At 47.0% G+C, this 15,992-nt stretch carries 11 protein-coding genes and 1 pseudogene; 5 read left to right on the top strand and 7 right to left on the bottom strand.

From position 1 onward, the window contains the following. Positions 1 to 98 precede the first annotated feature (98 nt). The 6 genes from GO003_RS18580 to GO003_RS18555 form a co-directional block, all read right to left on the bottom strand. Positions 99 to 1,576 (bottom strand): IS3 family transposase gene (locus GO003_RS18580; protein ID WP_407942120.1). Its coding sequence is split into 2 segments (ribosomal slippage): positions 99 to 1,130 and positions 1,133 to 1,576, totalling 1,476 coding nucleotides; the frame shifts between segments, so codons are not numbered across the junction. A gap of 234 nt (positions 1,577 to 1,810) precedes the next feature. Further along, positions 1,811 to 2,767, bottom strand: coding sequence for a DUF4145 domain-containing protein (locus GO003_RS18575; protein ID WP_159655362.1), 957 nt, complete (start codon positions 2,765 to 2,767; stop codon positions 1,811 to 1,813). 85 nt (positions 2,768 to 2,852) lie between these two features. Beyond that, entirely contained in the window at positions 2,853 to 3,995 is a 1,143-nt protein-coding gene (locus tag GO003_RS18570) for a DUF3800 domain-containing protein (RefSeq protein WP_159655364.1), read from the bottom strand. An 80-nt stretch (positions 3,996 to 4,075) separates the two neighbouring features. Beyond that, positions 4,076 to 4,702 carry a DUF4760 domain-containing protein gene (locus tag GO003_RS18565; protein ID WP_159655366.1) on the bottom strand — a complete coding sequence of 209 codons (627 nt, stop codon included), beginning with the start codon at positions 4,700 to 4,702 and terminating at the stop codon, positions 4,076 to 4,078. Between the two features lie 757 nt (positions 4,703 to 5,459). Then, entirely contained in the window at positions 5,460 to 5,873 is a 414-nt protein-coding gene (locus GO003_RS18560) for a PIN domain-containing protein (RefSeq protein ID WP_159655368.1), read from the bottom strand. After that, positions 5,860 to 6,093 (bottom strand): AbrB/MazE/SpoVT family DNA-binding domain-containing protein, encoded by a 234-nt coding sequence (locus GO003_RS18555; protein ID WP_159655370.1) that lies wholly within the window; start codon positions 6,091 to 6,093, stop codon positions 5,860 to 5,862. Before GO003_RS18555 ends, GO003_RS18560 begins: the two co-directional genes overlap by 14 nt. 971 nt (positions 6,094 to 7,064) lie before the next feature. Between GO003_RS18555 and GO003_RS18550 the strand changes: the two genes are divergently transcribed. Continuing rightward, a complete protein-coding gene (locus GO003_RS18550) occupies positions 7,065 to 10,211 on the top strand; it encodes a tyrosinase family protein (protein WP_159655372.1) in 3,147 nt (1,048 codons plus the stop codon). Between the two features lie 809 nt (positions 10,212 to 11,020). Here the strand turns inward: GO003_RS18550 and GO003_RS26665 are convergent. Beyond that, positions 11,021 to 11,128 carry a transposase family protein gene (locus GO003_RS26665; RefSeq protein WP_159655374.1) on the bottom strand — a complete coding sequence of 36 codons (108 nt, stop codon included), beginning with the start codon at positions 11,126 to 11,128 and terminating at the stop codon, positions 11,021 to 11,023. A gap of 360 nt (positions 11,129 to 11,488) precedes the next feature. Between GO003_RS26665 and GO003_RS18545 the strand changes: the two are divergent. From GO003_RS18545 to GO003_RS18530, 4 genes and pseudogenes are all read left to right on the top strand, one after another. Further along, positions 11,489 to 12,302, top strand: a pseudogene (locus GO003_RS18545) (IS5 family transposase). 236 nt (positions 12,303 to 12,538) lie between these two features. After that, the gene (locus GO003_RS18540; protein WP_159655376.1) at positions 12,539 to 14,248 is read left to right on the top strand and encodes a M64 family metallopeptidase; all 1,710 of its coding nucleotides are present in this window, start codon (positions 12,539 to 12,541) and stop codon (positions 14,246 to 14,248) included. 11 nt (positions 14,249 to 14,259) lie between these two features. Continuing rightward, complete coding sequence (locus tag GO003_RS18535) at positions 14,260 to 15,636, top strand: hypothetical protein (protein WP_159655378.1); 1,377 nt, start codon at positions 14,260 to 14,262, stop codon at positions 15,634 to 15,636. Then, positions 15,626 to 15,931 (top strand): hypothetical protein, encoded by a 306-nt coding sequence (locus tag GO003_RS18530; protein WP_159655380.1) that lies wholly within the window; start codon positions 15,626 to 15,628, stop codon positions 15,929 to 15,931. Before GO003_RS18535 ends, GO003_RS18530 begins: the two co-directional genes overlap by 11 nt. The last annotated feature ends 61 nt before the right edge of the window (positions 15,932 to 15,992 follow it).

The raw sequence follows: 15,992 nt of genomic DNA, 5'->3' as shown, positions 1-15,992 counted from the left end.
CGATCAGTCTGGATAATGGATACCACGTGCGGAATGTGTCAATGACTTTGAGACACCCAGTTGTTTTATTTAGTGTCTAACTGTTGTGTATTTATGGGTCAAGTTTCTCCCTTTGTGTTAATAGGCGGATTAATCCAAACGGCGTTAGGCAAGCTGGGTGGTAAAGGGCACTTTCCTTTGAATCGCTTTGGATTGGCGAGGAAGGCAATCTCCAGGGTTTTTGCGCGGGCTTGGTATACCGTAGCCGCTTGGTCGAAATGGACGGTGGCCGGGGTCATGTAACCGATGCCCGAGTGGCAATGGAACTGGTTGTACCACGCGAAGAAGCGTTGGCAATGGCTGCGGGCATCTTCAAGGCATCCGAAGCGGATGGGGAAATCAGGCCGATATTTCAGGGTTTTGAACTGGGCCTCGGAATAGGGATTGTCATCAGAGACATAAGGCCGGCTATGGGTCTTGGTGACCTCCAGATCAACCAACAAGGCGGCCACCGGCTTGCTGCGCATGCTGGTACCGCGGTCGGCATGCAGCGTCAGCGTATGCGGCGGGATGTTGTGCTTGACCACTGTTTCGGCGATGAGGTGCTCGGCCAGTTCGGCGGTTTCCCGCGGAGCGACCATCCAGCCGACCACATAGCGGCTGAAAATATCCAGGATCACATACAGGTGGAAACAGGTCCATTTGGCCGGGCCTTTGAGTTTCGTGATATCCCAGCTCCAGACTTGATTGGGCGCGGTGGCCAGGAGTTCCGGCTTGGTATAGACCGGGTGCATCCGTTGGCGCCTGCGCTCCGCCGACAGGCCGTCCGCCTCCAGGGCGCGGTACAAGGTGCGCACCGAGCCGATGTAGCGCCCCTCGTCCAGCAGGGTGGCATAGACAAAATACGGCGAGCAATCGGCGAAGCGTTCGCTGTTAAGCACCGCCAGCAGTTGCTGGCGCTCACTGGTCGAGAAAGCCAACGGGGCGGACGGACGAGGCACCCGCGTTACCGGCACAGGCACCAAGAGGCGCCGACGGGCATCCTCGCGATAGACCGAACTGCGGTTCAAATTCAGGGCCGCACAAGCCGCCGCCAGGCCGACCTCCGGGGCTAACTGGTTAAGGGCTTGCATCAGCTGGACTCGCTCGGCGTCTCGTCCGTCGACAGACCGAACAAGACGCAAAGTTTTTTTTGGACATCAATAATGGCATTGGCCTGAGCCAGTCTGCGGCGCAGACGCTCATTTTCCTGGGTAAGTTGGTGCACACGACGATCCTCGGCCTGCGCAGGGTCGGCCTTACGCCCACGTTTTTGCGGCGCCAACGCGGCGCGCTCATCGGCAGCACGCTGCCTACGCCAAGTGGACAGATGGGAGGAATAAATCCCTTCTTTGCGCAATAAAGCGCCAATCTCACCCAGTTGGGTACAGCGATCAGCGGCCTCCAGGATACGGCGCTTGTCGCTGCTGGTAAATTGTCGGCGCTGGGCGGTGGCAACCACCTCTGGGTCGGGCCGCGCGCCGGAGGTCGCGTTTTCAGCCGCCCTACGGGCGTCTTCCAACGCGACCTCCGGCGCAGTTACTTGTGGTGATTCCATGGTCTCTGCTTTTGATTTGCTCATAATTCTGGCCTACCTTTATACTCTAATTTCCGAGGGGTAGGTGTCTCAGGTCATATTGACACAGGGGGAAGCGGCCAGTCGTCACTGATTCCTACCGACCCCTTGTTGACATTCGAAGCCTTGCGCTCAATGTCGGTAGAGATTCAATGAGCTGCCATTCAACGCCACGGGTAACCGGCCCGCCTTTGACTGTCCGAGTTTACGCGATTGTTAGCCAATTTTTTTAATTTCACCCCATAGCCTCCATTCACCCGTTACCTCTAAATTATTTGGTAATGAAACCAACGTAGCAGCAACAATATCTGCCTCGGTTATTTTTGCAAACTCTATATTTTTTACTTCATCGCTTGATATATCGACAATGACAACCATTTCCGACCCCAAATCCCTCAGAGAAATTTCGAACGGCTCACTGCTTACATCAATACCTAAAACTTCAAAAATCGACATTTTGTAAACCGGGGCACCTCTGTTGTTCATCGACATATCGAAACCGAAGGCCTGAGCAAAGAGATTTCTGGTTTGGATTAGAGCCTTATCAATTCCGAGATTTCCTGGGTCGTTATTCGCTGCTTCTTCAGTTACCTTCGTTATGATCTCAACAAACTTGGATGAATCGATTGTCGCATAATCAACCACCCCCAAAATATTTCCGTATATGTATTTTATTGAGTTCAGTGCCTTTAGGGCATCCGCTTTCAGAGCGGCAGAATTTTTTTGTTTGAAGCCCGCATTGTAGTGAAGGCAATCATTTCTCAATTTTCGAATTACATGGAATGCGTCAGCGACATTTTGTGTAATAGCGCTGATCGAATGTAAGCGATTTACTCTATCGTTTTGAGTTAAACCATCTAAGTTGTGACCTGCAGATATAGCGAAAAACCGACAAAGATCTTCAGCGCAAACTCCTACTAAGGAAATTGCACTGGTATACGCACCCAGAGAGTATGTGAATTCAGCTTCTTTGAGTAACTTAACAAAATCACCTGACTGTTCAGCAACCCCAATATCGTCAATTTCCCATTGCCGTTCGACAATTTTATTGGCAGCGTCATTAATCCACTTGACATAAGCTTCCTTAAGAAATTTTTTATCTCTTTCTACAAGCCTATCAGCGTCAGAATACGAAAATTTCTTGTAATCGAATTTTTTGCTGTCAATGTACATGCTTTTTCTTTGTATTGGCTAACGCCAATCATAACCGGACCCAAAAAGCGGGGCGCAGCTTTTTGGGTCCGAGTTTATGGCATTGTTATGCATTTATTGGTATTGGGTTGTAAACCAGGGCATGAGAAATTAGTTCAATATACTCTGCCATGCCCTCTAATAATGGGACTCCGTTAGTTGCTCTCGAATGAAGCTCCAACAACACGACTGCATTTCTTTGTACTTCTAATCGATTTAGGTCGATATTTTCCATATCTGGCACTATGCTTCCGTAAATTGCAAACTCCGGCAAATGGCTTCTCCATTTAAGCGCATGGGCACATTCGCCACCGTTGACTGCATAGATACACGCTGCTGCTACAACATCAGCTAACTGAACTCCATGAACTTGCTTTGAATCTACCAACTGGATTGGGCCAGACAAGTTAAATGTGATTGGTTGTCTTTCCCCGGCCACCGATGAAAAATGCTTGTCACTTCTGCCGATCATTACATTGTATATTTCTTGGTCATGCTGCAAAGGCTTGGCGTTGTCACAGACCGCAGTAAGCACTTCGTATTCAGTGCTCCAGTTGGCCAAAAGAGAGAATAACGAGGTATCTGTTAAATCAAGTATCCACTTTCCGACACCAGCGCCAGGCAGAATAGACAACTCTCCTCTGATAGGGCCTATTTGGCTTTGAGCGAATTCACGTATCTGAGTGAGTATTGGGGAATTATCTGGATGAACCGACGAGCCAAAAAGGTTGCTCAAATCAGGCTCATCTGAGGAGCGCATAAGCACCTCGAATTCTTCGAATATTTGTTCGGCCCCGGCACCTCTGGCCGTAAATTCCATATACAGTATTGTTGCAATGAACCTATGAAAATTAATGTGATAAAAAAGAGAGTTATTTTCAGAAATGCACGGCTCAAAAATATATTCAAAGAACTTCGAAGCCAAAGCATATTTCTTATTAGAAACAGAAACCTTGATATTGCCCTTGAAACGCTCAATGACTTCATCAATGGCCTTTCTTCCTCGATTGAACCTGACGAGATTTTTTCCTTTTAACTCCCCGTTCTGAATCTTATATTTGTTTATTAGGTATTCAGCAAAGTCGCGAGCTTCTTCATCGTTGGTTGCTACAGACGCATAAGAAAACCAAGTTTGCTGCGGGTGCAACAAGTTGTTTCCGGTAAAGCCAGATTCATCGAAGTAAATTTTTTGTGGGTCAGTTCCTGGCACAACTCATCCTCTGATTGCATAACGCAGAGCATAACCCGCGTAGCATAGCGAAGTCGGGTTATTGCGTTGGTTGGGCATAATCATAGAGTGGAATTTTCACTAAGGCGATTTTTATCCAAAACATTCCGGAGTGCGTCACTTCTTTCTTTTTCCTCTTTCTGTAAACGGTCAGCCCAGTCTGTTGCTACCGATTCAAATTCGAATAATATTCCGTCATCATGAAACTGATTTCGTAAATAATTTATAAACGGTCTAAATACTGATAGCTCTTTTGAAATTCTTGTCCCGTGCAATTGAAAAGCAAGCTCTTTGTCAAGAGCGCCAACCCTGTATGCGGCGCAGTATGATTCAAACTCATTAAGCCATTCCTTTGCAGTATTGAATAGCTCTTTATTGGAAACAATGATGTTTAGCTCATCAGTACTGATTTTGTTATTAAATTTTATATTGTGAGCTTCGCCAGCAGAATAAAGTTTTCGTTCAATCTCTGCGTTATGATCTGTTCTCAATCTGTCATAAGTTGAGTTTACTTTATTCCATGCAGATGTCTGTTTAAGTTCAATCTGCGCTAGCTTTATTGATTCAGCGGTTTGCTGAATTGCTCTAACAGCAGATTTAATTTGTATCACCACGAGGAACAACCCAATGACTGAGATAACCAAGGTAATGATGGGAACTACATCTTGCGAAAATTCATGAAGATTCATTTTTTGTACTCACCTTTAGATATGACGATCAACAAGTTATTAAGCTGTTAACAGTATATCTACCGCGAAACCTGGGTTGCAACACTAAATTTTTGAACTGCAAGGATATTTTGCCTTCCGTATATCATCCAAACTTCACTAAAAATTGCTTTGGCGGTTGTCATGTTGACCGTTTTCTCTCTCAGTCACTCAGTCAGTCAGGACTTCTAGTCGCAGCTTGCTCAGCGAAAGATTCCGGATAAGCAACGCCTCGATTTCAGTTGTGACTTCCTTATTAATTGGATTTTTGCGTTAAGGAAAGAAATCGGCCGTAATGAGCCAGTTTGCAGTCAGTGATCGGCGTATGCCTTGCGGCAGTAATTGGCCGTAGTGAAGCAGTGATATTGTCAATTTGCTCGCCGAATACCGGACAGTCAACTGGGTCGCAGGTGACCTTAATTATTGAAGTTGGATAGTGACCCCGACGGTCGGGTAATGGCCGGGGCGAGCCAAAGACGACTCAAGGTTGCTTGCCGAAAAGCTGTCATTTGCTCAAGTTAGGTATCGAAAATTTCGCCGGCATCCTCAACGGCCGGTTATGGCCGCTATGCATAGTTAGCTTCTATGCATAGCGGCCACTATGAATATCTATCCATAGTGGCCGGACTGTTACATTCATTTTTAGCCAAAAATGAATTTTTTGATGGTCTGCTATAGAGAATCTGAATTCAATCGATAAATCATAAGCTATGAGGAACATAGGTAGGATCAAGAAGTCTTAAATTTGAGCCAGGAAAGGGTTGGCAATCACAATACTGTTTTCGATTTTTTGGCCATGTTGCATGTCTTCCGAATACAAGGTTGAACAATCAGCAAGGAGTGCTGCTCCAACAATCAAGCTGTCGTAAAAAGAAAAGCCATACCGTTCCGCAATGTCCAAGCCCAATAGATGGGTTTCGACCGTCAAAGGCCGGACATCGCATACAGTACGGATAGTCACTAAATATTCCCGTATTTCGGCATAGGTCATCCCTAATTTTCGTGAGGCGACCGAGGCAAACTCATTAAGCACTTGGACGCTGATAATTCCGTTTTTTGAAACAATGGCTTCAACACAGGCAGCCTTTTCATTGTCACCAGACAAGAGATACAGCAAAATATTAGTGTCGAAAAAAAAGCTAGCGTCCTTCATTGGCTTCAAGACGGTCGAACTTGAAACCTTCCGGTAACCGGCCCCGGTATTTCCGGAGCCTCGCCAATAATTCTTGCGGGGTCGGTTTTTTCTCAAGCTCGAAAACCCGCTCACTGGCGATATGGATTTCGATGTCATCTCCTTCTTTTAGCTGAAGGGCTTCGACGATGGCGGCAGGCAAACGAACTGCTAAGCTATTTCCCCATTTAGCGACTTGCATACAAGATATCCTCGTTAGATATACGATATGTAATTGTATATCTTTACAGGCGGCTTTTGTTAACAAATTTAGCCATGCGTGTGGAAAAACTTACGCAGACAATGATAGAAGAAACAATAAGCAGGTTTTTGTGTAGAAAAAATAAGAAAGAATATAAATCATTAAAAAAAATTAAATACGCAACTGCTCCATAGCGGACTGTTGCTAATACCAACCAATTTTGGAAGATCGGCCATAACCGGCCGGTCAGAGTCACTATCCAATTTCAATAGTTAAGGCTTCCTGTGACCCAGTTGACTGTCCGCTTTTCGGCGAACAATTTGACGTTATCACTGAGTCACTACTACAGCCAACAAGAGACGTTTGATCCACACAAAATTTCGTTTAATGAATGGCCGGAGTTCTTTATTTCGCAAAAATAGCGATTCTCCGTGCAAGTAAGTACTTATACGAATTGCGGAGTATTTGAAATAATGTAATTTATGAGATGCGGATGGTAGGGAGATTAGCAAATCTTAATTTGATTATGCATGGAAGTTTTCCATCTTCACGTTGAATCTGAACAATCGCCAACGGCCAATCGCAAACATAATTCATTACAACGAAGAAAATAGGTCTAACAAAAGTTTTTCAATACGCGTTGATAATAATTTCACCACAAACGAAGTTTTGTACGCAATTCAACCGTTAGGGAATTATTCATTTTAGCCAAGGACGCATATTGTCAAGGTTAAACACACCTCCAAATTTGAGGCAATACAATTTCTTGACTACGCGCTCAGCCATGATGAATCTAGAGAGTAATCAAAATCGGCAGGCCAATATTGTATCTGAATGCCACTCATTAACGAAAAACTTGCGGCGTAAATCATTCTTGATTAACTGAGACTTATAAAGAGTAGGCGTTAATCATAACTGGACTTTTGCTTGTTAGGCCACTGTGTCCAATTAACCACTTATGGAGGTGGAATATGAAATGCCGTAAGAATGTACGCAACCTGACTCAAGCCGAAAAGAATGACTTCGTCCACGCCTGCAAGGGCCTCAAGGGGCTTCCAAGCCTCATGCATCCGGGTACTCAGACCCGCTATGACGATTACGTGGAGGTTCATCTCAATGCCATGAACTCCAGTCCCAACTGGGGACATGGCGATAGGGCGTTTCTCCCGTGGCACAGGGAATTGCTGTACCGGTTTGAAAAGGATTTACAGAGCATCGTCCCCGGCGTCCGCATTCCTTACTGGGATTGGACGCGTCACAAGACAACAGCGCACTCTGGATTCCCATTCAAGAACGATTTTCTCGGACGAAACGGTGGTCCGGGTAATCCTCCGGATCCAACAGTCGATATGCGTGTCATACGCGATCCTGCCGTGCCTCTAAATCCGGACAGTTCTTACCCATTTGAGTTTGATCCGGACAATTGGTCAATCGTCGTGAAGGATTTGGTTAGCGATCCAAACTTCCTCACGCGCTCCTTTGGAACGTTCAATGTTCCCGGAACCCAAAATGATGCGCCGAATCTCCCAGAAAACGACACGGTCGTCACGGGCACGAGCACTACCTTCCGGGCTGCCATCAGCTCCAGCAGTTATGCTACCCTGCGTTCGCGCTCCGAAGATCTTCACAACCTGGTTCATCGCTGGGTCAACGGCGCGATGCTAACCGCATCATCGCCAAACGACATGGTGTTCTGGCTGCACCACGCGGCGATCGACCGCATGTGGACTCTCTGGCAGAAGAAGAATCCCGCGCTTGATCCTTATGTCGGCTCGGCGACGGCAGGGCACGGCCTTACCGATACGATGATCTTTCATGATCCTGGCGATCCGGCCCCGTGGGTTGGCACAGCCACGCCGCAACAGATGATCGAAGGTCATACGATTCACGGCGACGGCGTCTGGTACGATACCGACCTTCCCGAGATCAGTCTCGATTCCGGGCCCACGCTTGCCTTTGGCGATATACCTGAAGGACTGACAACGTTTCGCGCCGTACGTTTCCGTATCCAGACCTGCCGGACGGCGCGCTTTCTTATCACTGCTGCGCCGACCGGCAATTTCGGTTTAACGCCACTCGGCGCTGAATTTATCGCTCAGCCGGACGAAGCCTCTGATTTTATTAATGGTTACGTGTGGGTGCAGTTCCACGCGGTTGGCGCGGTTTCACAATCCTCCAGCCTTTCCATCCAGGCCTACATCATCGACGACGAAGGCTACTATGCAGCAACCGAAGGCGGTGAAGTCGTGCTGGGGTCGTGGTCGGTCAATCTCACTGCAGGTGTTGAAGCGCGCGCGAATAACGCGGTAATGCTGGTGTTGGATCGTTCGGGGAGTATGGCTGCGGCAGCCGGCGGAACCAGTACCCGCAGCTCGCTGCTCAAGAACGCCGTGGGTGTGTTTCATACCCTTATGCTTCCTGATGATGAGATCGGTGTAGTCAGTTTTGATGATCTGGTCGAAACGCCGCTACCGCTCACCACGCAGAGCGCGGGGCTGGGCACCCTTCTTACCGGAACGGCTCTGGACCCGCGAGGATTGACCGGAATCGGTCTCGGTATCCAGACTGCTGCGCCAATACTGGCCGGCTCGACCCACACCAACCGCTCGATGCTGGTGTTGACCGATGGTAACGAAAATGTCCATCCCTATGTTAGTGAGCTACCAGCAGGCACCATCAGTAACCGTACTTTTTCAATTGGCTTCGGCCTGCCCGGCCAAGTGAGCGATGCTGTACTGAGCGCCATTGCCAGCAACACCGGAGGTTTTTTCACAGTAACGGGTAATTTGAGCACGGAAGAGCAGCGCTTCTTCCTCACCAAGCACTTCGTGCAAGTTTTGGCGGGTGCGACCAATGCAAATATCATCATCGATCCACAGGGCGAACTGGGCTGGGGCGATTCCCAGATCGTCGAGTTCGATGTTGCGGCGACCGAGGTTAGCATTGACGTCATTGCTCTGTGTCCGCTTGCCGACTTGCTGGAATTCGTGTTGCGGACGCCAGGCGGTCAGATCATCAACCCCGCCTCTGCAGCCATCGAGCCGAACGTGCAGTTTTTGGTGAAGAACGATGTAGCCTTCTACCGTTTGATGTTGCCGGTGTTACCGGCGGCAGTTGCAGGATCCCATGCCGGACGCTGGCAGGCACGATTCCGGCTGCGGAAGCTGGAAGAAGTAAAAGGCTGGCTGGCCGAACATCGTCAAGCCTGGACTTCGTTGGCAACACTGCGTCGGCGCGGTAAGCTGCCCTACAATTGTATCGTCCACACCTACTCGAACCTGAAGTTCGACGCCTTACTCATACAAGCCGACTTCACGCCCGGCAGCGAGATCAAGCTGGAGACAACTCTGTCCGAGTACGGCATACCTTTTGGCGGACACGCCAACGTTTGGGCCGAAGTAACGCGGCCGGACGGCTCGACGGACTCTCTGCTCTACAGCGAATCGGATTCCGGCCGTCACAAGGCAGTTTACTCAACCTCGGGCGCCGGTGTGTATCAGTTCCGGGTTCGAGCCAACGGCGCGACTTCGGCCGGACACCCGTTCACGCGGGAGAAACTGCTGACGGTCAGCATATTTGCCGGCGAGGGTGCTGGTAGTGGCGGTCTTGGCGATTTGATCGACGTGATTCGCGAACGCGACGAACGGCTATGCCGCTTGTTGCAATGCCTGACGGGGCCGAAGGTACTTGATGAACGCATCGAAAAAGCGCTCCGCGAGGCTGGCATCGATATCAATGCAATCCGGAAATGCATCAAGCAATGGTGCGCATCGAATCAAAGGCAGGCGGAATTGAGCATAGCGAAAGCCGCCGGAACTGCCGCCATCTCGTCCCGTTCAACCGAGCTGCTGGATGAATTGGTGGAGCGGCTGGCGGTAATCGACCCTGAAGTCTTCTTTACCACCACGCCGCCGTCAAGACCGATAGTGCGCCCAGCGCCGCTACCCAAGACGCGGATGCCCCACTCGAAGGGTGAACACTTCCCGCACATAAAGACCGAGGATGAAGATGAAGGCTGCAAACCTTGCCCGGATGAGCACGATGGTGGACATGATCAAGACGACTCGTTTCCGCATGGTCACGGCCATAACGAGGGCGGGAAAGATAAGAAGAAATAGATAATCAGAGCTGCATTTTGGATGCAGGGTCTATTTCCTGTGGCAAAACGAAGGCGAGCACCTGTCCGTCGAATAATTCGAGCCATGGGGAGCCGGCCGGACTAACAAATATAGTTAGGGACGTGCATGAGATAATTTAACATCTTACCCCCACTCTCTCCGGGAGAGGGCTGGGGAGAGGCGATAATACTCAAGTTATTTCGTGCACGGTCCTTGGCTTGTTTTAGCAAGGTGAACCGTTGATAGGTAAGCGAAAGGTTGATGTGTTGTTTTTTTCGTTTCATGAACCATCTGCAGAACAGGGTTATGTGATTCTGCTTGGTCAAATGAATTGCACTTGTTAGATGAATCCACGATTTGACCTTATAGGTCCGATCGCTCAGCGATCTAATACCGAGCATGGTAAATTTACCATACTCGACGCGCCAACGGGGTCCACCCAACTTTAATTTAGCGCCACCATGACTCGTTGGTCTGAGGCGAAGCCTCGTTAGTTAATGTCCACCAAATTTTAAACCATATTTACTTGGCTTAGGGTGCGGAATGTTGGCCCTATGCAATGGTGATTTTTCAAGCTTAAGATCTTTCGAACCGCGTGATGTTTTTCCATCTATGGCAATCACCTCGTCTTCTTTTTTTCTCTGACGCCTGCTACCCACGAGATAAAACAGTCCCTAAAACCCTCGGGAGAAAGGCGCGTAAATACCATAGGCAATAGAGTCTTGAGAGGGTACCCCGTTCTTTAAAGGAATAAAACGGTGTAGCTATTCCCGCTTTTCATAACCAAAGTCCACAATTCCTTGCCATCCCTAGACGCCGCTGATGGTCGCACAGATACTCATCACCATAATGTCGATTAAGTCATGAAGCTTTTTACGCTCAATGTGTGGGTCTTCAAGAGATGAAAAATGCTCCACTAACTCATTGTGACAATACTCGTCTATAAAAATTATGAAGAAGTAAGCTTAGCTTAGTGTTCTTTAATATTTTTTAATGCGTTTGTCCTGGCATAAGTATTTGTACGAATTGTTTATTTTCATTTGAAGAGATACTCTTTTGTCAAGACCAGCGCACCGTAAATAAAGCGAATAATTATTTTTAAACCATACCTCACACGATCACGCCAGCGGATTTTCCTAATAGTTGGAATTTTGGGTGTAAAAGTGTTTTTACTAGTTCCTTGAAAGCAGATATCACCTGAACAATGGGGTCCACTTTAGTGCGTGTTTTAAAAGTCGCCTATGCTATCTAAATCTGCAAAAATTTAAATTTTTGCCATGGCCAAGAAGACACGGATTAAACGCTATCCCACCGATTTAAACGATAGAAAATGGAAGTTGATCCAAGATTTATTGCCGGCCGCCTTGCCAGGTGGTCGGCCCAGGAAAGTGAATTTACGCAAAATTGTTAATGCTATTTTGTATATCGCTCGTAGCGTTTGCGCCTGGCGACTTCTGCCCCTCAATAATTTTCCGCCCTATCAGACGGTATATGGATACTACCGACGCTGGGCTAAAGACGGAACGTGGGAACGGATTCACGACACGCTGAGGAGGGGTCAGGTGAAAAGCGGGGCGTCATAAACATCCTACGGCGGGCAGTATTGATAGTCAAGGCGTCAAAACTACTGCTTTGGCCGGTATCAAAGGGTACGATGCGACCTAATGCATCCAGGGTCGTAAACGCCATATTCTGGTGGATACCTTGGGTCTGTTGCTGGTCGTCGTGACCGCAGCGAATGTGCCGGAGCGAGAAGGGGCGAAATTAATCCTGGCGTCACTGACGGGCAGCTGCAAAAAACTGCGACGCATTTGGGTCGACGGTGGCTACCGTGGCCAAGAATTCAGTGCGTGTATAGCGGAGCTTTTTCGTATTGCCTGGGCCGTTGTTCTTCGATCCGATAAGGCAAAAGGCTTTGAATTGTTGCCACGTCGCTGGGTCGTAGAGCGAACCTTTGCCTGGCTTTATCGCTACCGCCGGTTGAGTAAGGATTATGAAGTCAGTACTGAGTCCAGTCGAGCATTTGTACATATTGCCATGATTAATTTGATGCTCAATAGACTAACAAAAGGCTCTCCTGCTAACTTTTGAGACACGTACTTAGCGTTTTAGATCGGAAAATACCTCTTTGATAAATTATCTTTGTTTAAAGAGGGCGTGTATCAGCTCAATTTCTGGCCTAGACCCGATGCGTTTTTCTTGGGTTATTTTAAACGAAAATAATAGGTCTCTTAATAAAGCCTCATTAATCATAAAATAACTATAACAGGTCTAACTCTAAAGATTGGCTGATTTATGAATCTTCCAGGTCGAGAATAGGAGGAACAATGAGTAATCAACAACAAACAAATAAAAAATCGCAGATTAATACCGTTCAAATGTTCATACGGTTTATGAATCTGATATCGACCGTGAAAGCCAATATTTTTTTGGCACTGATAATCTCAATAGCGCCATTTAACATACGAGATGCCTATGCATTTGATTTTGAAGTTAAGGTAACGATAGACAAATTAAGCGCCCAAGTCAGCTTCGACAATACATCGGAAACCGATTTTTACGCCAGGGTCACCATCGACGGAACGACAACCAATAACTATGGCACCCCGGGCCAACTGGTGCTCGAAGGCAATGATACTATCGAGCCCGGGTTGTTGAATACAGGGGCATCGGATTGGTCCTTTTCTAAATTGGTCGATCCTACAAAAGGCACTATTCCTATCATGATAGAAATCTTCGATGATGATGATGGTTTTAATTTTGGTGATGATCAGGCTGATATTTTTAATGGTCCTGGAAGCAATCTCAATCTGACCTTGGATTTAACGACATGTACTTTCACCGGAGGAGTATCCGGCAGCTGCGGCGTTAGTCTGTCTAGTTCAGGAAATGGGGATGCCGACGGCAATGCCACAATCGAATTTACTGTCGAAATTGTCGGGTTTAATGAAAGCTCCGGGGTGCATATCTTCTGCATCCATGAGCCCATTTGGCCTCAACCGGGACAGCAGGTGAAAATTACCGCCATCGCAATAGCAGATAATCTAAAACCCAGGGTGGTGGATGAAATAGCAATCACACAAGGCACCACTTCATCGGTACTCGAAGAAACCAACACAGCTGTCTCAGTCTTTACGGCCGGTCCTTTTAATGGGCCTGACTTTAACTACAGCTGTACTGCTCTGAATGACGAAAACAATGATGGAAATCCTAATGGTCCTGATCCCGGTGAAATTGCATTTTCGGGTTATAGGACTGTGACCGTCGGGCTACCGCAGAATAGCAGAGCCGTACCCCTTATCAAAACGGGCTTTGAATCTACCCGGCAAGACATTGTGCTGATACCGGACAATAGTAGTTTTACCGGCGCGATGGATGGCGATTTCCTGCAGGATGTGCAAAACATGATCGAACTCTATTACCAGTCGGGTTTAGTATTGCTGGACAACCAAGGGCTGGTTAATTTTTGGATTGCCCAAGATACAGGTTTGGCAGGCGGGTTTGAAAATTCGGTCTGTGATAATAATACCCCCAATAATTGGAATACTGATTATACCTTCAGCAATTCCGGGGTCATTTTACACAGAAATGATTTGAGAGATTGCGCAGGTAATGGTATTGCAAGTGTTCAAACGATTCAATTTGTTAACGGCATGCCGGTCCCTTTTCAACCGGTCGTAGGTTTTACTCCATTTGTGCATGAATTGGGCCATGCCCTGTTCGGTTTAGCGGATGAATACTGCTATACCAGGCCCGGTGCAAATCCAAATAGTTCTTGTGACGGCGGTTATTGGCAAGCATTGGTAAATCCAAATTTGTATATGACATTTCAATCGTGTGAAACAGACAGAGCCACGGATCCCAATGGAGGTACAAAAACTTGCCAAAGTTTTGCCAGTGAAGCCAATAGTACAAGCGGACAAACCTTTTTTACCTTCGATCCGCCTGCTAAAGATATGATGGTCGATAATCAATTGCCTCAGTTCCTTGATAACAGGCGAATCAACGGCGTTTTTATCAATTGCACGGGCTGTTAAGGAGAGAAAAAATGAACATAATACTTAATACCCAATCCTCGGTTTTTTCTCGAACCAAAATTATTTTACGCATGGTGCTTTTAATCGAGTTGTTTGTTTTCAGTACCATCAATGCTTATGCGACACATCAGCCTAACTTAAGCCCGATACCGGTAATTGAGTTTTACCCTGCTAATCCTGCAAAAGCTTTCGTTCTTAATTTGACTTTTGATAGTGCTGCGCCCGTTTTTTATGATTCGGGCTTTGTCAGTCTTAAGCCCGCTGGTGGCTATCCGGATAGCCCGGGTGATGTGGAAGTCGATGTTTTCAATGTCTATAATGCCAACTCAAAAAATTTCACGTTGCCCAGTCTATTAAGGGTGCGGGTTTATAATTCGGATGGTACGGATAGCGAAGAATTACAAAGCAATGCACAAGGCTCAATCAATTTTTCGTTCGATCCCGATGCTAGTCATGCGGCAATTGCCGATACCTTCAGCAATTCTGATATCGTTGTCGACTTAAAGCCGGTCATCCATACGTTTTGTGTCGATAAACTTGAAGATCCGGAATGCTTTGATTCCGACCTGGAAATGTTATCGGTAGCGGCTGTCGATCAACCGCCATTCGTTTTGTTGGGAAAACCCATTGACTTAATAATTCAAAGTATCATCGATAATAATGGGCCGGAAACAAAACCGGCTCCCCCTGAAGAGGAAAAAGGGATAGATGCCCATTTTAATCAACAAGTAGCCGGTATTTCACAAGGAATAAGTATTTCACCTTCGGGTGTATCGGACCAACAAGAGGTTGGCCTTTTAGTCGGATCACCAAGAATGAATAATCAAACTTACACTATTACCTGCTTGGAACCGGGATTGCATAAGGCAACGTTTACGAGCTCGATAGAGCCTCTTTCGGCGGCGGTAATCGAGCCTCACGAATCCACCAATATCGAGTCAAACAATACCAAAGCATTTATATTGGAGGTCGATTGTGCGGTGCCGGTGACCATCAACAATAAACCGAAAAGCTTTCCTAACTCAATAAACACGAAACAAAATGGCGTAATTCCGGTTGCTGTATTAACCACGGAGCAAGGTGAATACGGAAACCCAATAGCGTTTAATGCCCAAGCCATCCTGCCGCTTACGGTTCATTACGGGATAGAAAGTCTGGCAAGTTTTGATAATGGCGCAATAGAAGCCCACGGCAAGATGCATATTGAAGACTCCTATGAGTTAGACGAAAAAACAAAGGATAAAGATCTTGATGCTGTTTTCCACTTTCCGGTTCAAGGTACTGGTTTGGTTTCGGGAGATACCAAAACCTGTATCAAAGGAAAATTTACAGATAATGGCAACACGTTTACTTTTTTTGGATGTGATTCGGTGAATATTGTTAAGTAATCCTGAATACTTGTGGCTCTGGATAGAAAGTATTTTTGGCTTTGGCGGCATGATCAAAGATCGTTTCGCAACCGAAGATGTTTTTCCTATCTTGGGATTGATGCAGTCGTCTAAGGCCACCAACAACCGGCCTTCCGTTTCAGGCGAAGGTATCAATCCCCAAACCGTCTGCCAAAGCTTTTGCGTATTTTTTAACAATTCAGCGTATTTGGGTTGGGTCATTGGTTTTTTATGGCGCCTGAATCCATTTATGCAAGCTGGCTGCAACATGCTCGACGGAACGGTGGTCATGTAAATTTTGTCGGGAACAAAATTCTTCCTAGTTGCACACAGCGCGATAAATCCACAGTATGGGG

Origin of the sequence: Methylicorpusculum oleiharenae, from assembly GCF_009828925.2 — a bacterium.
GTDB lineage: Bacteria > Pseudomonadota > Gammaproteobacteria > Methylococcales > Methylomonadaceae > Methylicorpusculum > Methylicorpusculum oleiharenae.
The sequence above is the reverse complement of the archived record's forward strand: the minus strand, read 5'-3'. Positions and strand labels throughout refer to the sequence as shown.

Bases quoted from the DNA above. Each gene is read 5' to 3' on its own strand.
- GO003_RS18575 (WP_159655362.1), bottom strand. From the start codon at position 2,767: ATGTACATTGACAGCAAAAAATTCGATTACAAGAAATTTTCGTATTCT.
- GO003_RS18565 (WP_159655366.1), bottom strand. From the start codon at position 4,702: ATGAATCTTCATGAATTTTCGCAAGATGTAGTTCCCATCATTACCTTG.
- GO003_RS18560 (WP_159655368.1), bottom strand. From the start codon at position 5,873: ATGAAGGACGCTAGCTTTTTTTTCGACACTAATATTTTGCTGTATCTC.
- GO003_RS18555 (WP_159655370.1), bottom strand. From the start codon at position 6,093: ATGCAAGTCGCTAAATGGGGAAATAGCTTAGCAGTTCGTTTGCCTGCC.
- GO003_RS18550 (WP_159655372.1), top strand. From the start codon at position 7,065: ATGAAATGCCGTAAGAATGTACGCAACCTGACTCAAGCCGAAAAGAAT.
- GO003_RS18540 (WP_159655376.1), top strand. From the start codon at position 12,539: ATGAGTAATCAACAACAAACAAATAAAAAATCGCAGATTAATACCGTT.
- GO003_RS18535 (WP_159655378.1), top strand. From the start codon at position 14,260: ATGAACATAATACTTAATACCCAATCCTCGGTTTTTTCTCGAACCAAA.